The 17,675-nt window shown below is 61.8% G+C and carries 20 protein-coding genes; 1 reads left to right on the forward strand and 19 read right to left on the reverse strand.

Going from position 1 to position 17,675, the window contains the following annotated elements; genetic code table 11:
- Positions 1-16: 16 nt before the first annotated feature.
- The gene (gene mgtE / locus PI990_RS22605; RefSeq protein WP_021218504.1) at positions 17-1,459 is read right to left on the reverse strand and encodes a magnesium transporter; all 1,443 of its coding nucleotides are present in this window, start codon (positions 1,457-1,459) and stop codon (positions 17-19) included.
- A 316-nt stretch (positions 1,460-1,775) separates the two neighbouring features.
- Between mgtE and bamE the strand changes: the two genes are divergently transcribed.
- Positions 1,776-2,285 (forward strand): outer membrane protein assembly factor BamE domain-containing protein, encoded by a 510-nt coding sequence (gene bamE, locus PI990_RS22610; protein ID WP_271658543.1) that lies wholly within the window; start codon positions 1,776-1,778, stop codon positions 2,283-2,285.
- Between the two features lie 36 nt (positions 2,286-2,321).
- Here the strand turns inward: bamE and PI990_RS22615 are convergent, their stop codons facing one another.
- From PI990_RS22615 to PI990_RS22700, 18 genes are all read right to left on the reverse strand, one after another.
- Positions 2,322-2,582, reverse strand: coding sequence for a hypothetical protein (locus PI990_RS22615; RefSeq protein ID WP_271658544.1), 261 nt, complete (start codon positions 2,580-2,582; stop codon positions 2,322-2,324).
- Positions 2,579-2,962: a hypothetical protein gene (locus PI990_RS22620; protein ID WP_271658545.1), complete on the reverse strand. Its 384-nt coding sequence runs from the start codon at positions 2,960-2,962 to the stop codon at positions 2,579-2,581. Before PI990_RS22620 ends, PI990_RS22615 begins: the two co-directional genes overlap by 4 nt.
- Positions 2,959-3,612 carry a glycoside hydrolase family 19 protein gene (locus tag PI990_RS22625; protein ID WP_271658546.1) on the reverse strand — a complete coding sequence of 218 codons (654 nt, stop codon included), beginning with the start codon at positions 3,610-3,612 and terminating at the stop codon, positions 2,959-2,961. Before PI990_RS22625 ends, PI990_RS22620 begins: the two co-directional genes overlap by 4 nt.
- Before the next feature lie 532 nt (positions 3,613-4,144).
- On the reverse strand, positions 4,145-5,374 hold the full coding sequence (locus PI990_RS22630; protein WP_271658547.1) for a gp53-like domain-containing protein: 1,230 nt from the start codon (positions 5,372-5,374) through the stop codon (positions 4,145-4,147).
- Between the two features lie 263 nt (positions 5,375-5,637).
- On the reverse strand, positions 5,638-6,042 hold the full coding sequence (locus PI990_RS22635) for a DUF4376 domain-containing protein (RefSeq protein WP_271658548.1): 405 nt from the start codon (positions 6,040-6,042) through the stop codon (positions 5,638-5,640).
- Between the two features lie 92 nt (positions 6,043-6,134).
- Complete coding sequence (locus PI990_RS22640) at positions 6,135-8,102, reverse strand: tail fiber protein (protein ID WP_271658549.1); 1,968 nt, start codon at positions 8,100-8,102, stop codon at positions 6,135-6,137.
- Between the two features lie 241 nt (positions 8,103-8,343).
- Positions 8,344-8,841: a DUF4376 domain-containing protein gene (locus tag PI990_RS22645; protein ID WP_271658550.1), complete on the reverse strand. Its 498-nt coding sequence runs from the start codon at positions 8,839-8,841 to the stop codon at positions 8,344-8,346.
- A complete protein-coding gene (locus PI990_RS22650) occupies positions 8,841-10,481 on the reverse strand; it encodes a phage tail protein (RefSeq protein WP_271658551.1) in 1,641 nt (546 codons plus the stop codon). The genes PI990_RS22645 and PI990_RS22650 overlap by 1 nt, the downstream gene beginning before the upstream one ends.
- The gene (locus PI990_RS22655; protein ID WP_021218494.1) at positions 10,478-11,116 is read right to left on the reverse strand and encodes a DUF2612 domain-containing protein; all 639 of its coding nucleotides are present in this window, start codon (positions 11,114-11,116) and stop codon (positions 10,478-10,480) included. Before PI990_RS22655 ends, PI990_RS22650 begins: the two co-directional genes overlap by 4 nt.
- Positions 11,113-12,258 (reverse strand): baseplate J/gp47 family protein, encoded by a 1,146-nt coding sequence (locus PI990_RS22660; RefSeq protein ID WP_271658552.1) that lies wholly within the window; start codon positions 12,256-12,258, stop codon positions 11,113-11,115. Before PI990_RS22660 ends, PI990_RS22655 begins: the two co-directional genes overlap by 4 nt.
- 65 nt (positions 12,259-12,323) lie before the next feature.
- On the reverse strand, positions 12,324-12,677 hold the full coding sequence (locus PI990_RS22665) for a hypothetical protein (RefSeq protein ID WP_031287383.1): 354 nt from the start codon (positions 12,675-12,677) through the stop codon (positions 12,324-12,326).
- Positions 12,678-12,687: 10 nt separating this feature from the next.
- Positions 12,688-13,329 (reverse strand): Gp138 family membrane-puncturing spike protein, encoded by a 642-nt coding sequence (locus PI990_RS22670; RefSeq protein ID WP_021218491.1) that lies wholly within the window; start codon positions 13,327-13,329, stop codon positions 12,688-12,690.
- Positions 13,322-14,173, reverse strand: coding sequence for a phage protein (locus PI990_RS22675; RefSeq protein WP_271658553.1), 852 nt, complete (start codon positions 14,171-14,173; stop codon positions 13,322-13,324). The genes PI990_RS22670 and PI990_RS22675 overlap by 8 nt, the downstream gene beginning before the upstream one ends.
- A complete protein-coding gene (locus PI990_RS22680; RefSeq protein WP_021218489.1) occupies positions 14,170-14,487 on the reverse strand; it encodes a phage baseplate plug family protein in 318 nt (105 codons plus the stop codon). The genes PI990_RS22675 and PI990_RS22680 overlap by 4 nt, the downstream gene beginning before the upstream one ends.
- On the reverse strand, positions 14,484-15,242 hold the full coding sequence (locus PI990_RS22685; protein ID WP_184487903.1) for a phage baseplate protein: 759 nt from the start codon (positions 15,240-15,242) through the stop codon (positions 14,484-14,486). Before PI990_RS22685 ends, PI990_RS22680 begins: the two co-directional genes overlap by 4 nt.
- A 9-nt stretch (positions 15,243-15,251) precedes the next feature.
- Positions 15,252-16,691: a hypothetical protein gene (locus PI990_RS22690; RefSeq protein ID WP_271658554.1), complete on the reverse strand. Its 1,440-nt coding sequence runs from the start codon at positions 16,689-16,691 to the stop codon at positions 15,252-15,254.
- Between the two features lie 114 nt (positions 16,692-16,805).
- Positions 16,806-17,213, reverse strand: a complete 408-nt coding sequence (locus PI990_RS22695; protein ID WP_111261892.1) for a phage tail assembly chaperone — start codon at positions 17,211-17,213, stop codon at positions 16,806-16,808.
- Positions 17,214-17,215: 2 nt separating this feature from the next.
- Complete coding sequence (locus tag PI990_RS22700; RefSeq protein WP_021218484.1) at positions 17,216-17,647, reverse strand: phage structural protein; 432 nt, start codon at positions 17,645-17,647, stop codon at positions 17,216-17,218.
- Between the last annotated feature and the right edge of the window lie 28 nt (positions 17,648-17,675).

A 17,675-nucleotide genomic window follows, 5' to 3' on the forward strand; every position in this document is an offset into this window, starting at 1 on the left:
GTTGTGAGCGTTAGGGCTAGAGCAGGAAGACGGTCGCAAGCCCAAGGAAGATGAAGAAACCGCCGCTGTCGGTCATGGCGGTGATCATCACGCTGGAGCCCATGGCCGGATCGCGCCCGAGCCGCACCAGCGTCATCGGGATCAGCACCCCCATCAAGGCCGCGAGCAGCAGGTTGAGCGTCATCGCCCCGGTCATCACCGCACCGAGGGACCAGCTGTCGTAGAGGTAGTAGGCGACGAGGCCGATCACTCCACCCCACACCAGGCCGTTGACCAGCGCCACGCCCAGTTCCTTGCGCATCAGGCGGCTGGTATTGCCGGTGCTGACCTGGTCCAACGCCATGGCGCGGACAATCATGGTGATGGTCTGGTTGCCTGAGTTGCCGCCGATGCCCGCCACGATCGGCATCAAGGCCGCCAGCGCTACCAGCTTCTCGATCGAGCCTTCGAACAGGCCGATCACACGGGAGGCGATGAACGCGGTGACCAGGTTGACGGCCAGCCAGGCCCAACGGTTGCCGACCGACTTCCACACCGAGGCGAAGATATCTTCTTCCTCGCGCAGACCGGCCATGTTGAGGACTTCCGTCTCGCTCTCCTCACGGATCAGGTCGACGATCTCGTCGATGGTCAGACGGCCGATCAGCTTGCCGTTCTTGTCCACTACCGGGGCGGAAATAAGATCGTAACGCTCGAACGCCTGGGCGGCGTCATAGGCATCTTCGTCCGGATGGAAACTCACGGGATCGCTGGCCATCACCTCGGCCACCTGCTTGTCCGGATCATTCACCAGCAGGCGCTTGATCGGCAGCACGCCCTTGAGGATGCCGTCATAGTCGACCACGAAGAGCTTGTCGGTATGCCCCGGCAGCTCCTTGAGGCGGCGCAGGTAGCGCAGCACCACTTCCAGGGTCACATCCTCGCGGATGGTGACCATCTCGAAGTCCATCAACGCACCGACCTGGTCCTCTTCATAGGACAGGGCCGAACGCACGCGCTCGCGCTGCTGGGCGTCGAGCGTCTCCATCAGCTCGTGGATCACGTCACGGGGCAGCTCGGGCGCGAGGTCGGCCAGCTCGTCCGCGTCCATCTCCTTGGCGGCGGCGAGCAGCTCGTGATCGTCCATGTCGGCGATCAGCGTTTCACGAACCGAGTCGGAGACCTCGAGGAGGATGTCACCGTCGCGCTCGGCCTTGACGAGCTGCCAGACGGTCAGGCGATCACCAAGCGGCAGGGCTTCGAGAATGTGGGCGATGTCGGCGGGGTGCAGCTCATCGAGCTTGCGTTGCAGCTCGGCGAGATTCTGGCGATGAACCAGGTTCTCGACGAGATCCTGGTGCTGGCCTTCCTGACGGTGGGTCAGGTCTTCCACCAGCTTGTGGCGATGCAGCAGATCGACCACCTGAGCGAGGCGGTCCTGCAGGCTATCTTGCGACTTTTTTACTTCTACTTCGGTCATAGCGCGCTCCACCCCCAGTGGCGGCGCACGCCAAGGAGGGTCAATCAGTCAATACGCGATCGTGCAAATGCGGTCTTGAGTAACTACTGGGTAAGTCCATGAGGGGTGTCCAAAAGCCTCGGCGAGGCTGACTGCGCAATGATAACACCGGAGGGTCATTTTGCGCGTTACAAAATCGTGGCTAGAACAATCGCTTGCGTTGCAAAGCTGAGATCGCTTTCACCTTCCATACGACGTTGGCGCCCCTTGTTGAGACACCGTTAGGAAGAAATTAAAGCAGATACCTTCGAGGGCAACCGTCACGGAGGACATCGCCATGCGCACATCGCTCTGCATCCTGCCCCTTCTGCTCTACATCGCGCTCGAAAGCCCGCCGCTGGAGGCCTCCATCTACCGATGCGAGGACGCGCACGGGCATGTCACCTTCACTCAGCTGGGTTGCCCGGACGACGAATTGGTGGAGGTGCGGGAACGAGTCGAGGCCATGCAAGACAGCCCGGCATTGCTGCCACCGGCAAAGATCGAACGGATAACGCGAAACGCACGGAAGGAACAGGCCGAGAAGCCCAGGGAAATAGAAGTAGTGGGGGAAAGGCAGGATGGTTGCGGCAACCGCATCGTCGGCCAGGAGCGACGCCAGGCGATGTTGCGCAAACAGGTGAGGACGGGCATGACCCGGCGCGATGTGGAAAGCATGCTGGGCAAGCCCGACAAGGTCAGCAACACCAATGGCCAGACCCGCTATCACTATGTCGCGAAGAAGGGAAAAGGACGCAGCCAGCTCGTCACATTCGACGAGCATGACTGCGTAAAAGGCGGACGCTGAAACAGCGCCCGAAAGGAGGGAAGAGGCCCGTCGTACTCAGCGACAGGCCTGGAGCGCAGCCAATAGCTCACGCTCGTAGCCGATGCGTTGCAAGCGCTCGGCCCGCAGGGCTTTCATTTGTTGATCGATCGTTGCATCCAGCGCCAGCGACTCGACTGCAAACGCCGGCACCGCAGGAGCAACCGCCTTGCAGGCGACCAGCACCGGCACCTTGACCTCGACCAGTTCAGGGGCAGGCTGCCCCCCGGTGGAGCAGCCGGATAACAGCGCAAATGGCAGCAACCAGGCGACTCTCATGGCGCACGCTCCCGGCGAAGCTCTTCGGCAAACGCCCGGCGCGCCGCCTCACAGGTATCGACGCCTACCGGCGATGGCTCCAGCATCACCCGGGCCGCCGCCGCGTAGTCTTGTCGCGCAGCCTGGTTGGCCTGCGCCTGGAGCAACTCGCCCTGACGGACTCTCTCCGCAGCACGAGCCTCGAGCTCGACCATGGCAGCGTTCTGCTTTTGCAGCACCAGCAGGCTGGCTTCGACGCCACGACGGGACTCGGCCAGCTGTTGCCTCAGCTCCTCCAGTTGCGGGCGGTAAACGCGGGCGGAACACCATGCGCCCAGCCCAATCAACAGCACCGCCATCAGCAGCAACGCCAGCCATTTCCAGGAAGCAAGCAGGTTCATTCCAGCGCCTCCCGGGCCTTCAGCCAGAGCGCTTTGCGCTCTGCCAGGCCATTCAGCCCACCGTTGATACGGCGGGTGATGGCTTCGAAATCCCCGGCATCGGCCAGTGCATTCAAACCATTGGATTGCCAGAACCAGGCAGCGGACAACACCGCCTGCTCCGGCTGCAGCAGCAGATCCGGTTGCTCCAGCAGCGGCAGCCCCAAGGCCTCACCGCAACGCTGGTACGTCCCGCGCCCGGTGATCTGCAACAGACCCCGCCCACGGAAGCGCCAGCCATCACCGGACTCCTCATCGCCATTGCCCATGCGATTGGCATAGACATGGTTGGCGATTACAGCCGGCCGCCGCTGATAAGCCAGCGCCAACGCATTGGGCTGCCCATCCGCTCCACGGAACCGACCTGGCCAGGTAGCAGCCAGGCCGGCAGCGCTGTAATTGAGGTTCTCCGCGAAGCGGGAGAAGCCAGCGGACTCATGGGCGCACTGGGCCAGGAAGGCAGATTGGCGGGCGGGGGTGGTTATGGAGAAGCGGGACAACAAACGGCTGAATGTAGAAATGAAAACGCCCGCATCGGTGCGGGCGTCGATAGGTATAACGTCAAGCTTCATATTTAGCTTCACTGCAGAGTAGATTATCGAATCGGTCATTGGCACTAGCAGTCAGGTGGACCGCCGGGCCCCAGTTAACGAATACTTGGTAATACGGCAACACTGCGCAACTGTGTCGAGTCTAGAGATGGCTTATCCAACGGCCTCCTCCGCTCCAGTGTCATCGCATTCAGCCAGCGCGCTGCGAACCCGCTCCTTGACATACAGCCGTGTCTGGCGAATCAGATAGAGCGCGTTGATAAATGAGGCGGCTTGCGCACCAATACGACCATTGATGGCCCAAACTACCACACTGCGCGGGATAACCTGCGTCTATGAAGGCCCGGACTTCGCTGCTTGCGCAATTGTCGATGCGCGCGCAGAAACCCTCAGCAGTTGGTACATAAAGAGGCGGATCGAAATAATCGGTTGCCCTTTGGCATCATGACCACGGATCTCCCGCAGCGGGCCTGGCAAGAACCTCCCGATAAACCTTGGTCGATGTGCACCCGACATCCGGGGGCGTTACATCACTATGAATAGCTGGCAAGTAGGAGTAACCCATTGTCTTGATGTAATACATATGGCCTCCTTAGTTTCCGATTGCGTAGACACGCAAAGTGTAAGTCCCCGCGTTATCCGCATCTGCGATGTAAAAGCTCGCGCCCGTCGCTGCAGGCTCACCGGCACCACCGATTCGTTCGAGCAACGAGCTATTGGCAACACCGCCCAGCGTGTGCTGAAACGCCCAAGTGGTGAAACAACTGCCCGGGAATGCGATGGGGAAAGACCAATTCCCAACCGCAAGCGAGTTGACCGCCGATTGGGTGATAGTGATACGTCCCCACTGGAGGATGAAGCCGCCCAGCCAGGACGGCAGGGCCAGCACACCATTTGTGCCAGGTATGAATAGGAAGCCAGCACGGAGCTTCTTCGGAGTTACCGCTACGTCATCCAGCGAACCGGCATTGACCTCGGCCTGAGACCCTACGCGCAGAACTCCACGCAACAACTCGGTCGCACTAGCCGCCGCCGAGCGTATCGCGTTGAACACACGCAAAGGCGTCATGCGCCTGACGTTATGAGCACCGCCTTCCGCGTCAGCCTGGGTCGCTGTCGTCGAGGCCATCAATTCGAAGATGAGCGATGTAACGCCGAGTGCGACAGGACCGTTGGTAGCGAGACACCACAAGGTATCCGCAAAGGTAGTGCCGGTCTCCACAGTGACAAGCATGCCGGGTATTACCTTGCTAGACGTATCGGCATCCGTACTCCTAATCCAGCCACCGGAACTAGCGGTATAGATACCATTCTCCCTATCGTTAGCCTGGTCCTTCACCAAGACCCGGTCACCCGGCGCAAGCGTTACACCATCGATATTCTGCAGACCGTTGAGGGCAATGTTGGCGGTAGTGGCTACTCTTACCCGGCCTTTTAGACCAATGACAGAAAGTTGCTCTTGGATCAACGTATTGATGGCATCAACTGTCATCACAGCCTCGATCCACTCACCGGGGTTGAGGGACGGCCGCTTACCTAGGTTCGCAACCTTTGCCTTCCAGACTTTTCCTCCTTCCTGGACAAAAGCCTCTGCTGGATAATCCTCGGTCGCAGACCACTCGGAAATACCACGCTGCAGCAGATAACACACCGCCTCATCGCCGCGTTTGAACAGTGAGTTGAACCACTCCAAGGGTGGAATACCTTCGGTCTGATCGAAGGTAATGCCCCAACCACGGGCGATATCAGGGAAGCTTTCCAGCTCCCCAGGCTTGGCCCCCGAGGCGAAGACCGTCTCGTTGGGGCGATTGTATTGAGTCATGGATAAAACCTCGTTCGATTCGTTTGCTAGAAAACCACCGGCAATAGGCCAGGTGGTTGAGCGGTGCCTCCCCTCTTGCGGGTTCGGTCTGCCGCCCGGAAATAAAGGTGGTCAGTTACCCCACCGAAAACGAATCGACGAATTCCATGCCTTCGATACAAGCCGACAACGAGTCGGCCAGTTCAGTAATGAAAACGGCCCGCAGAGTGCGGGCCGGAAACAAGCAGTACCCTAATCGAACAATTGCTAAGTGTTCATGCCCACTACACCCACCATTTATCGTCGGTGTAATCGCTCGGGATAACCTCCATATCCTTTAATCGGCGCCCCGCGTAAATCAGGGATTGATTACGCTCAACAACCACCTTAGCGAGCGACACAACCGTTGGGGCGTCCATGGGAACTCGACTGTTGTCTAACGCGATCCAGACAAAATCCCTTTCCGGGTCTGACCAGCGCAAATCACCAGGTGAGATACCATTGGCCATCGCCATAAACGCCAGTTGAGCAGTCTCGATGATGTTCGAGCGATCGGATGACCGGGACTGGAACAAATAGCCCTCGAACTCAATGCCATCCTCAATACGGCGATCGCGCTCGACGTCTACATCGACCGGTCTCGGTCGCCGAATCGGGTTCAGGTGGGCCTCGATTTCAACGGCACTCATGGGAACAAGTTCCCGAGCGATCAGTTGATCCTGTGAACCATCTTGCTCATAAGCGAAAACAGCCCCGCTTTGTATATGTCGAAAATATTTCATTAGCGAAGCTCCGCCCAGTATTGAAGAGTATTGCCGCTCGGCGACCCAGCATTGCCACTCACCATGTAGGTCGCTCCCGGAGGGACAAGGAACGTCTGGGTGTAAGTGATAGCGGTAGGTTGATCCCACCAACCGATCACCACACCATTGACGTATATGGAGGAGGCGTAAGAACCGTTGTCGTATAGGGCAACACTCACTGCTATCGAACGCCCGGTGGTGTTCGTATAGGTTGTGTTGGTGGCACGAGATGCCTTTAGATCTTGCCAAGCCTGGCCCTCTCCGAGGGCGCGAGGACGGCTTTCAAGAGCCTCTACGCGTGCCACCAACGCCGCATAGGTTGTAGAAAGTGCAGCAGCGTCGATGGTGCCGGCATTGGCAACGCTACCCCCCATCCTGATGATCCAGCAGCCAGCCACATTAAGCGGTCGGGTTTCAGAAGCAGTACGCGGCGTACCATTCGCACCATCCGAGACCGGGTCGCCAGTCGGCTGGCCAGTTTTACTACCGTCATAGTTGTGAATTGCGTTACCACCAGAACCTACTACTCCGACAGTGCCTCCATACTGATGGCGATGACCCTGCATCGCATCCAACTGAATTATCCCAGCCGTAGATGCCGACAGTGCACCATCACCACGCAGAAATAGCGCGCCGAGCGACCCCACCGCCTTACCGTTATAGTCAGGCATACGAAATGTGGTACTGCCATCACCCTCGGTGAACATGCCTCGCTGCGACGGATCGCTATTCCAGAGTGCCTCGGTCGCTTTGGGCAGCTTCCCTTCACTGACGGCTGCCCAGACATCGGGATAGAGAGCCCGATTCAACAACTGGCCATCCGCAGGCGCCCAACCCGCAGGAATAGAGTTGCGGAACGACCACCACATGACAGAAGCCGCGGGCAAACCGGTTCCCAGCGTATTGTCTGAATGCAAAACCGAACGCCAAGGGGACCAGACGCCCCCGCCAAGAAGACGAAACTTTATCGTCACCAACGTAGTATCGGCACCGCTGACATAAGGCAATGCAACTTGAATCAGGTTCGTGGCATAGCGAGCAGTCAGTAGCCAGTAATAGTTAGTTGTACCGCTTCCCTTCTGCATAGCGGTTTGGCCGTCAGGATGATTAGCATTCCTGGCTCCAGCAAGACCACCGAGTAACCGGGGATACCAACCTGGTTCAGTTACCGCATTGAAGTCCGTTTGCGAATCCGTCGTGCTTGCCGCGGGAACGGTACCGCCAGCCGGTGTCATCAGTACCTGAAGCTGCGCATTAGCCGTCGGCGTACCTCCGGCGCCACTGACGTAAACCACCGGCACCGAGCGATAGGTCCCGCTGTCCACCAGATCCCCGGTGACACGGAAGCGGTGAGCGACCGCGCCACCTGAACGGCTCTGGACGCAGAGGGTGTCGCCAGCCCGCAAGAGGGCCACGATGCGGCTGTAGTCCAGGCCTTCGGCGCTGGACTTGGCGATCAGCAACGATGTGGCGTCGGCCGGGTTGGTGGCGTTCAGCGCCAGGTAACCGTTGGCTACGCCACCCGAGGTGGCACTGCTCCACTGCCACTGGCCGAAGTTGATGGTGCCGCCACCCAGTTGCTCCTGGATCAGCGTTTTCAGAGCCTCTCGAGTCAGCGCCGTCTCGACCCACTCGGTCGGGTTGAGGGACGGCCGCTTTCCAACACTGCCCACCTTCGCCTTCCAGATCTTGCCGCCCTCCTGCACATGGGCATCGATCGGGTAGTCCTCGGTGTTGGACCACTCGCCGATACCCCGCTGCAACAGATAGCGCACGGCTTCGTCACTGCGCTTGAACAAAGCGTTGAACCATTCCATCGGCGGGATGCCGGTGGTCTGGTCGAAAGTCACCCCCCAGCCTCGAGTGATGTCAGGGAAGCTTTCCAGCTCTCCGGGTTTGGCACCCGAAGCAAAGACCGTCTCATTGGGGCGATTGTATTGAGTCATGGATAAAACCTCGTTCAATTCGTTTGCTAGAAAACCACCGGCGATTACCAGGTGGTTGAACGGCGCCTACCCTTTTGCAGGTTCGGTCTACCGCCCGGAAATAAAGGTGGTCAGGTGCCCCACCGAAAACGAATCAACGAACGCCATGCCTTCGATGCAAACCGACAATGAGTCAGTCGGAAAAGAAACGGCCCGCAAAATGCGGGCCGCAAATAAGCGTTACATCAGCCAGCCGGGCCTATCACGGCCACCATTTGTCATCGATGTAGTCGCTGGGGATCTCCGTCATATCCTTCAACTGGCGCCCTGCATGGATGAGTGACTGCTTGCGAGCGATCACCGCCTTGCCAAGCTCCACGACGGCGGGTGCATCCATTGGCACCAGACTGTTGTCGGCCGCGATCCAGGTGAAGTCCTGATCAGCATCCAACCAACGCAGGTTGTTCGACTTAGTGCCGCCAGCCACTGCCATGAAAGCCAGCTGGGCAGCACCGAGAATGTTTTCGTGGTCACTTGGCCTGGACTGGAACAGGGTGCCCTTGAACTCGATTCCGGCAGCCATGCGACGGTCACGCTCGACATCTACGACAGCTGCAGTCGGTTGTCGGATCGGGTTGATATGCAGCTCGACTTCAGCAGCACTCATGGGTACCAGCTCCTGGGTGATCAGGTGATCCTGGGAACCGTCTTTTTCGTAGGCGAACACTTCGCCACTTTGAGTATTTCGAAAGAATTTCATTAGCGAAGCTCCGCCCATACTGCGTTCAAGCTGTTAGTCCAAGCGATTGAATAAGTGCCACCATTGGGCACAACAAAAGCCGCATGAAACCCGTTCGGAACTAATGACACACCGTTGCAGACTGCGGCTATAGCACCCGTACTTATGCTCGCCTGCACAAATATCGGTCTTCCGCTCGTATTGGTATATGTCGTACCGGAAACTCGACTGGCCGTGAGGTTCTGCCATGTCTGGCCTTCACCCACCGCGCGCGGGCGGGCTTCCACAGAATCCACACGTGCAACCAACGCAGCATGCGCAGTGGAAAGAGCAGCAGCATCAATGGTTCCAGAGTTAGCGACATTGCCGCCCATCTTGATGATCCAGCAGCCCGTGATGTTGACCGGGCGAGTTTCGACGGCAGTGCGCGGAGTACCGTTCACACCATCTGGAGCGGCGTTAGTAATAAACGCATCTCCCGCCGTTTCCGTAGTTCCATCCCGGTATCCGGAGTTCACATTCGATACCCAACCGTTACCGGCGTTGCCGTAACCCATATAGGTCGTACTGTATTGGTTGTAGTGCCAGTGACCTTGGAACGCATCACGCTGGATCACGCCCGCGACAGCTGCCGACAATCCGCCATCACCCCGCTGGAATAGCGCCCCGATCGACCCCGCGGCTTTGCCGTTGTAGTCGGGCATACGGAATGTAGTGCTGCCATCCCCCTCGGTGAACATGCCACGCCGCGATGTATCGCTGCTCCAGATCGCTTCAGTGGTCTTGGGTACCTTCCCGTCCCGGATGGCCGCCCACACATCGGGATACAGCGCTCGACTCAGCAGTTGGCCGTCCGCCGGCGCACTGCCAGCTGGAATGCTGCTGCGGCTCATCCACCATTGAACGGAGAGAACCGGCAAACCCGAATCCGAAGCCCCCGCCGGCGTCAGCAATACCTGCAGCGAAGCATTCGCCGCCGGCACGCCACCCGCCCCACCGACATACACCACCGGCACCGAGCGATAGGTCCCGCTGTCCACCAGGTCCCCGGTAATGCGGAAACGATGAACCACGGCACCGCCATCGCGGCTTTGGAAGCAGATAGTGTCCCCAGCTCGCAAGATGCTGAGGCCACGGCTGTAATCCAGTCCTTCGGTGCTGGCCTTGGCAATGAGCAAGGCAGTGGCGTTTGCCGGCGTGCCGTTGTTCAGTGCCAGGTAGCCATTGGCGAGAGCGCCCGAAGTGGAGGCGCTCCACAGCCATTGGCCGAAGTTAAGGGTCCCGCCCCCTAGTTGCTCCTGAATCAATGTCTTCAGGGCATCACGGGTCAGCGCCGTCTCCACCCACTCGGTGGGGTTGATCGACGGCCGTTTACCAACGTTCGCCACCTTCGCCTTCCACACCTTGCCACCCTCCTGCACATGGGCACCGGTCGGGTAGTCCTCGCTGGTGGACCACTCGCCGATGCCGCGTTGCAGCAGGTAGCGCACGGCTTCATCGCTGCGCTTGAACAGGGCGTTGAACCATTCCATCGGCGGAACGCCAGTGGTCTGGTCGAAGGTCACCCCCCAGCCGCGGGGGATGTCGGGGAAGCTCTGGAGCTCGCCCGGCTTGGCGCCGGAAGCGAAGACCAGTTCGTCGGGACGGGTGTATTGCGTCATAGGAACCTCGCGAATTTTCCTTGGTTGAAGCCGAGGGCGCCGGGGGCGCCACGGAAGCCGAATGCCCGCTGGGGCACTGCGACGTAGAACTGGATGCGGACACCGGCCGGGCGCGGCAGGATGTCCAGGGTGTTCAGCGCGTAGCGCTTGAAGTCGCTGACCTGGTCGGTGCGGATGACCACGGTCAGGCTCATGTCGTACTGGTCGAAGACCACCGTTTCGCTGTTGAAGATGAAGCGCAGCGCCGCGCTGATGTCCTCGATGGTGCCGAGCTGGTAGTTGCGGGCGATGCGACAGCGGATGAGGAAGCGGTAGTCGTCGTCATCGAGCACCGCCGACTCACCCAGCGGGTCGCCCATGCGGTACCACTTGCCCTTGCCGAAGCCCTTGGCGCCGGCCACCTCGTGGAAGCCGAACAGGCTGCGCGGCGCCAGGCCGGGCAGTACACGGCCCTGGCCGACATGCTTGCCGACCAGGTCGAGGTTCACGCCTTCGGCGTTGTCGATGTCCAGTGTTTCAGGGAGCGCCGCCAGCCCTTGCCAGGTATCGCCGAACTGTCGCGAGAGCAGTTCGGCGGTGGCGGCGGCCCGGGGCTTGCCCTGGTACTGCCAGATCAGCAGGCGGTCGTAGCTCATAGCACCACCACTTCGATGTCGGCCTGGGCGAAGCGGGCCCGTTCACGGACGCCGATGACGATGTTGTCCGCCGCCAGGGCGCCGCTGCGGCGGCCGATCTTCAGCTGCTCGACCCAGAAGCCCTGCACTGTGTTGATCGGGCTGTAGAGCCGGGAGAGCTGCACGTCCTGGCCGATGCGGAAGTCCAGCTGGGCCAGTTGGGCCTTGATCGCGGCAACGTCGATGGCGGTGAATTCGGCATCCCGGCGCAGCTGGACGAAGGCCTTGCAGTCGACCATCGCCGGGCGGTCGAAGCGGATCAGGCGGCTCACGCCCTGCCCGTCCACCACGGTGCGCGATTGCTGCCCCATGAGGCCGGTGCCGGCGGGTTTGCGCAGGAAGATCGCCTGGGCGATGGCCTGCTCCTCGCCGCCATCGACGATGAGGTTGAGGCTGTGGCCCGGCACGCCGTCGGCGTCTGCGGTGGAGCCAGTATTTTCCAGCCCGACCACCTGGCGCACGTCGGCCAGTTGCAGCAGCGCCGCCACCAGGCCGTCGAGGCTGTTCTGCGCCGGGCGGGAGCGGCTGCGGTAGAAGCGCGCCCGCAGTTCCGGGTCGGTCTCCTCTTCCGCGCCCACTTCGGCGGCGGCCAGGCTTGTGGCGGTGTCCCAGCCCAGCACCAGCGTCTCGATGGTGAGCGCGCTGTTGGCGGGCAGGTTGAAGGCACCGAGCAGCTCACTGCGCAGGTCGGCGCGGGCCGAGCCATCGGTGCCGAGGGTGATGTCGGCGACCAGCAGCCAGCGGCCGCGGTTGATGTCCCGCAGCACGGAGCCGGCGGGAATCAGGGTGCCGGCGCGGCCGGTAAAGGCCACGCCGCGCAAGTAGCTGTAGCGTGCCTGGCGCCGGGTCAGGCCGGCGTAGGCGACCCGCTGTTCCAGCCAGGCACCGCTGGCGTGGTCCGGGTCCAGGGCGCGGTAGGTGACCTCGCCCAGCTCCTCCAGGTCGGCGCGGATCTGGGCGATGAGCCCGAGCATCTGGCCGTCCGGGCTGTCGGGGGCAAGGTCGATGTCGTTGCCGTAGATGGCACGGAAACCCTGGTCCAGATCCGCAAGGATGCTGTCCAGGCGTTCACCGACATAGCCCTTGTTGGTCAGTTGTCCCATGTTGGTTCTCCAAAGAAAAAGCCCCACGCGAGGTGGGGCTTCGGTATGACGGCGGTTGCGGCCGTTCAGCGCTGCACGCTGGTGCTCAGGCTGGTACCCAGGCTGTCACGCAGGGTCACGCCGATGCTCAGGCGCCTGTCGTCGGGGCTTTCGCTGATCTGGAAGTCCAGGATCTCGCTCACGCCCTCGGTGGTCAGGATGCAGCGCTTGATGTCGACCTCGATCTGCGCCAGGTCTGCCGGCCGCTCCATGCGGGGCAGCCAGGGCAGGCCGTGTTCCAGGTCGAGGAACCAGTCGCCGCTGAAGGAGCGCAAGCGCGTACATACGCGCTGCGCCACGCACTCACTGCCGTCGGCGTAGTTGTTGCGGCCCTGGCCAAAGGTCCAGTCGCCGTCCTTGTCTATTCGTCTCACTCTCATTGTCATGTCCTCATTGCGGCACGCCGGTGACGCCGGGGCCGGCCATGACCTGGCCGTGCAGGTGGCGCTCCAGGCTGATGCCGTTGGAGACCACGTCGCCCTTGCCGGTCATGCCGGCCTCGAACACCACCGGGCACTTGATCAGCACCTTGGCGCCGTCGAGCGTCAGGGTGCCGCCTTCGTCCAGGCGCACATAGGCCGAGCCGTCCAGCCGGCGCAGTTCCACCGCATCGGTGGCGAAGGCCGGGACGACCTGGGGCAACGAGCTGATGCCCATGATCGCCACGGCGTCGGACAGGTCGTGCTGGCGATAGTCCAGCGGCTCCGAGGAGCCGCCCGACTGCCACCAACCGTCGATGCAGCGTTCGTTGAACACCAGCAGGCATTCATCACCCGGCTTGACCGGGAAGGTCAGCACGAAGCCGCCGCCCCGGGGAAACTGCACCGGCACGTCCGGCAGCAGCGGCAGCGCCTGGCGCGAGCCATCCATGAGCTGCTGCTCGATCATCGGTTGCACGCTGGCCACCTGGCGCGCGGCGTCGAAGGCGACGATGCGGCCGGGCAGCGCGGTGTGCAGGCGCTTGAGACGGGCGTCGATGGTGGAGCGGTTGGCCTTGTCCATCGACGGGGTCTGCCAGTCGTAGTTACCCATTGCCCTTGCCTCCCTTGTCGCCTTCCTTTTTCTGGAACTCGCCGCCGATCACCGACAGCACGCAGTACCAGTCCTTTTCCATCACATCGCCCTTGCTGTTGATGGCGACGATCTTGTAGTCGCCGTCGTAGCGCGGCTCGATGGATTTCAGTCGCACCGTGCCGCCAACCCGGGGAGCCGGGTCGATCAGGCAGGTCAGTTCCAGCCCGCCGCCCTTGATTTCCTTAGGAGCGCCGATCAACCCGGTTTCCTGGGACAGGAACACCGCCTGGTCGTCGAGCACGTAGCCGGCGGGAAGCAGCAGCAGGTCGCCATCCTGGATCGACCAGTCGGCGCCCTGCTCCGCCGCCACTTCGCTCAGCACGTCGCGGCTCAGGCCAGACAGCACCTTGCCCCGGGGCAGTGGGCGCTGCTTGGGCAGGACGACCTGCCCGGGCGTGGTGCCGGTCATGCTGGCCACGGCGACCTTCACGTGATCGTTCGCGGTACTGCCGGCGGCCAGGGTGGTACTCACCCGTGCCTGGCGCATGTCCGTGTCACCGGTGTTGCAGGTGAGCACGATGACGTTGTCCAGCTCCTTGCGCTCCAGCGCCACGGCGGTGATGTCACCGGCGTAGAGCAGGCGCAGCTCGCTGTAGCCGGCCCACAGCCAGACCTTGCGGAAATCGCTGCCGTAGAGCCATTCGCGGTGCTCGCGGTTGAGGTTCCAGATGCGGATCTCGGCCTTGTTGGGTGTGTTGTCGATGTCCTTGGTGAACTCGAACGTGACCCGCAGGCTGTCGATCACCAGGCCGTTTTCCTCGCTGCCCAGCACCAGGCGGTATTGCCGGCCGAACTGCCTCATGGCTGCACCTCCGACTTCTCGCCGATGTAGAGCAGGCAACGGCTGCCCATGTCCTTCCCGCCCATGGGGTCGAGCCCGACGCCACTGAGGTCGTCGAGCCAGAGGAAGAACGGCAGGGTGCTGCGCCACAGCATCGGCACGCCGACCACCAGGGTCAGGCCCTGGGCCAGCCAGGTGTTGTCGGACTCGTCCAGCAGGTCGAAGGCCCAGTGATCGCCGATGCTGTTGTAGCGCAGGGTCAGGCGCAGGCGTTGCCCGGCGAAATCGAAGCTCTGCTCCTGCAGCGGTTCGCTGCTGATGGGGATTCGTTTCATCTGATAACCCCAAATACGGCATGCATCAGGCTTTCATTGCGCTTGTCCGCCTTGGGCGTGGTCTTGCCCTGGGGCTTCTTCGCCGCTGCCTGGGTATCGCTGCGACCGGAGCGTTCGGTACCGGCGGCCGGGGTCACCACGCCATTGATGACGCGGGTTTCCACCACCAGGACCTCACGCAGGGTCAGGTCCAGATCGATGGAGCCGTCGAGTGTCTGTGTAGCTGCAATGGTGCTGAGCAGCATGTTCTTGTACAGGTAGAAGCCGGTCTGTACCTGCAGCAATTCGCCGGCCTTCTGGGTATCCAGCAGGCATTGGTAGATCTGCTGCAGGCGTGACTGGCTGGGCGAGCTGTCGAAGCGCGACAGCGGCTGGGACTCCAGCATCCAGGGCGCCAGGGGACGGGCGTTGGTGCCGTCCGCCAGGGGCTCCAGCCAGCTCTTCAGTTCGCGCTTGGCACGGCTCTCACCCTGCGAAGTGCGGGGTGAGAGCAGGCCAGGCAGGATGTTGTCGAGGAACCCTCGCCCGCTGCGCACTCCCGGCATGCTGTCGATGGGCAGGTTGGCTAAAGGGTCGTAGTGCTCCACCACGGTGCCCTTGATAATCAGGGAGCGCGGTTGCACGTAGGCGTGGTCGGCGATGTTGGCACCGCTTTCCACTGGGTTCTCGGTGATCTTGAGGTCGGATTTGTGTGTTTCGCTTATCACCGCATCGAGCCTCAAGGTTCCGATACGGCGGTTGATCAGCATGACCATTGATTCACCTCACTGCCTAATTTCGCTGCTGTTGTTGTGAGTGGTCAGGCGTTGCTGGTTGCGTGCGACCTGCTCGGCCACTTCGCGGCCGATCTCGCGCGGGTTGTCCCCCGCCACGCTTACGGTCACCGTCTGGCTGTAGCTGTTACTGACCGGCTGAGCCGGCATCGCCAGGACGCCGACACCCGCCGCAGCCTGGCTCTGAGCGCCCTGCACACCAGCGGACAACTGGCTGGCTCCGTCCACGAGGCCAGGCCCGTTGGCCATCAGTGCGGACAGGCCACCCGTGCCAGGCCCCTTCATCGCGCGCCCAGGACCAGGCTGAGGTGTTGCTCCAGCCTCGCCTTCCTCCTCGCCGCCCATGCCGATGTAGGAAGCGGCCTTGGATATCCAGCCTCCGATGATTTCGAACTGCGCCTTGAGCGCTTCGAACCAGTTGCTGAAGGCTGCTTTCACGCCTTCGAAGTCGCCGTTTATCGCGGCGAAGAACATCTGGAAGATGGCGACCAGCTGCATGACGCTGGCGCCGATGATGGTGAACAGATCATTGCCGAAGGCCGTCACGGTCTCGCCGTTTTCCGCCCAGAACGCTGCGAACACCTCCTTGAAGGCGGCCAGCGTTTCATTGATGCCTTCCAGGCCGGTCTTGAACGGCGCCCAGAACTCACCGAGCGCCGACTGACCACCGTCCAGGTAGGTCATGAAGTCGTCGACGAGCGCGATGAGGCCGATCAGGGCGGCGACTATCCAGGTCACCGGGTTGGCGGCGAAGGCCAGGATGGTGGCCTGGCCGACCCAGGCCAGAGCGGCGCCGAGCATCATCAGGGTCGCCTCCCAGCCGACGGTGGACTGCACGACGGCGTCCACCGCGCGGCCAAAGTTGACCAGGGCGTCCAGGCCCTCCCCCACGATCTCCATGGTTCGGGTGAGGCCCGCCGCGATCAGCTCCTTGTTGGCATCGAGCAGGCTCAGGAAGCCCTCGGCCAGATAACTCAGCTGCGGCGCGATGCCGAGGGCGACACGTACCTTCACCGCCTCCAGCATCTTGTCGAGGCCGTCCATGGCCTTCTCGTAGCGCTGGGCCTCGGTGACATCGCTTGCGCTGACCACGCCGAGGGAGTCCTGCCCACTCTTGAGCCCATCCAGGCTCTCCAGGGCAGAGCCGATATAGCCGGCGATCGTGCTGACGAAGCCGCCGATTCCGGAGGCGACGGACAGCAGCGAGTCGCTCGCCTTGGCGGCGGTTTCCTGCACCTCGTTGAGAGTGTCTACATAGCTGTAGAGGTTGGTGATGTTCTGCGTGAGGGAGTTGTCGGTGATGCTCAACTCCTGCTTCACGCTATTGGTGATCCGCGCCAGGCCGAGCGAAAAGCCGACGCCAATACCGAGTTTGTCGATTTCAATTGCTGCCATTGGCCTGCCTCTCATGGGCCTGACGCTGTGCGTCATCCCACTCCGCTATCGCGTCGTGGAAGTCGCACAGGTCAGCCAGGGTGTAGAGCGCGCGCAGCTCATGCAGGGTGCAGAGCTGGCGCATGACAGGGGTGAAGAGGAACCAGTCGGTTACTCCGCCTTGGCCTGCCCCGGCAGAATCGCCGACAGGGCGGGCATGGCGGCGGCGAAAAAATCACCGAACTGGTATTTCACCCCCTCGATCAGCAACGGCAGCAGGTGGCCGCGATGCTGGTTGAAGTGCGCGTCGGCACGGTCGGCCAGGCGGAAAGCCGCGCCGTCCTCCGGTTGCGCATTGACGTGCTGGAGCACCAGCGCCTCGATCTCCGCCACCACCGGATCGCCCAGGTTGGCGAGGATGGCGCCGATGGCCAGGGACTCACTGCCCTCGCCGCGCTCGATCTTCACGCCCTGCAGCAGGCGTGCGGCCTTCTTCAGGGCGTTCCAGGCCGGCATGGCGTTGGCCGGGCGCATGACGTAGGAGATGCCATCCAGGTTGATGCGATGTTCGGCGTTCATGTTCAGGCGACCCCTTGTTCCAGGCTGACGTTGGCGCGTTCGAAGACGATGACCCACTGGATGTCGTTGGCTTCGCTGCCACGGGTCACTTCAGGACGCGTGGTGAAGTAGCCCTTGGTGGCGCTGATCAGGTCTTCGTTGAGCAGGTCACGCACCTCCAGGGTCAGCGGCACGAAGGCCTTGAGGTTGCCGTCCTGCAGGGCGCGCAGGCCGTTGAGGTACTTGTTGTCCGCCGAGTGCTGCTTGAGCTTCAGGGTCAGGGTTGCGGAACGGTCGTTGTTGGCGACGAAGACGCCGCTGCCGTTGCTGCCCATCTTCAGGGTGCCGGCGGCGTTGTTGAAGGCCAGTTTGAGGGCGTCGGCGCCACTGGCCCAGTCGCGGATCTCGTAGCCGTTGATCAGGACGGACAGTTGGTTCTGGTCATAGATAGCCATGGAAAATCTCCGGAAAAGAAAAGGCCCC

It is taken from the genome of Pseudomonas sp. TUM22785 (assembly GCF_028198105.1).
Classification (GTDB): Bacteria; Pseudomonadota; Gammaproteobacteria; order Pseudomonadales; family Pseudomonadaceae; genus Metapseudomonas; species Metapseudomonas solani.

Coding starts and splice junctions, on each gene's coding strand:
- PI990_RS22660 (WP_271658552.1), bottom strand. CDS start 12,258: ATGGGACAACTGACCAACAAGGGCTATGTCGGTGAACGCCTGGACAGC.
- PI990_RS22620 (WP_271658545.1), bottom strand. CDS start 2,962: ATGAACCTGCTTGCTTCCTGGAAATGGCTGGCGTTGCTGCTGATGGCG.
- PI990_RS22670 (WP_021218491.1), bottom strand. CDS start 13,329: ATGGGTAACTACGACTGGCAGACCCCGTCGATGGACAAGGCCAACCGC.
- PI990_RS22615 (WP_271658544.1), bottom strand. CDS start 2,582: ATGAGAGTCGCCTGGTTGCTGCCATTTGCGCTGTTATCCGGCTGCTCC.
- bamE (WP_271658543.1), top strand. CDS start 1,776: ATGCGCACATCGCTCTGCATCCTGCCCCTTCTGCTCTACATCGCGCTC.
- PI990_RS22640 (WP_271658549.1), bottom strand. CDS start 8,102: ATGACTCAATACAATCGCCCCAATGAGACGGTCTTTGCTTCGGGTGCC.
- PI990_RS22630 (WP_271658547.1), bottom strand. CDS start 5,374: ATGACTCAATACAATCGCCCCAACGAGACGGTCTTCGCCTCGGGGGCC.
- PI990_RS22645 (WP_271658550.1), bottom strand. CDS start 8,841: ATGAAATTCTTTCGAAATACTCAAAGTGGCGAAGTGTTCGCCTACGAA.
- PI990_RS22690 (WP_271658554.1), bottom strand. CDS start 16,691: ATGACGCACAGCGTCAGGCCCATGAGAGGCAGGCCAATGGCAGCAATT.
- PI990_RS22700 (WP_021218484.1), bottom strand. CDS start 17,647: ATGGCTATCTATGACCAGAACCAACTGTCCGTCCTGATCAACGGCTAC.
- PI990_RS22635 (WP_271658548.1), bottom strand. CDS start 6,042: ATGAGTGCCGTTGAAATCGAGGCCCACCTGAACCCGATTCGGCGACCG.
- PI990_RS22655 (WP_021218494.1), bottom strand. CDS start 11,116: ATGAGCTACGACCGCCTGCTGATCTGGCAGTACCAGGGCAAGCCCCGG.
- mgtE (WP_021218504.1), bottom strand. CDS start 1,459: ATGACCGAAGTAGAAGTAAAAAAGTCGCAAGATAGCCTGCAGGACCGC.
- PI990_RS22675 (WP_271658553.1), bottom strand. CDS start 14,173: ATGAGGCAGTTCGGCCGGCAATACCGCCTGGTGCTGGGCAGCGAGGAA.
- PI990_RS22680 (WP_021218489.1), bottom strand. CDS start 14,487: ATGAAACGAATCCCCATCAGCAGCGAACCGCTGCAGGAGCAGAGCTTC.
- PI990_RS22665 (WP_031287383.1), bottom strand. CDS start 12,677: ATGAGAGTGAGACGAATAGACAAGGACGGCGACTGGACCTTTGGCCAG.
- PI990_RS22685 (WP_184487903.1), bottom strand. CDS start 15,242: ATGGTCATGCTGATCAACCGCCGTATCGGAACCTTGAGGCTCGATGCG.
- PI990_RS22625 (WP_271658546.1), bottom strand. CDS start 3,612: ATGACCGATTCGATAATCTACTCTGCAGTGAAGCTAAATATGAAGCTT.
- PI990_RS22650 (WP_271658551.1), bottom strand. CDS start 10,481: ATGACGCAATACACCCGTCCCGACGAACTGGTCTTCGCTTCCGGCGCC.
- PI990_RS22695 (WP_111261892.1), bottom strand. CDS start 17,213: ATGAACGCCGAACATCGCATCAACCTGGATGGCATCTCCTACGTCATG.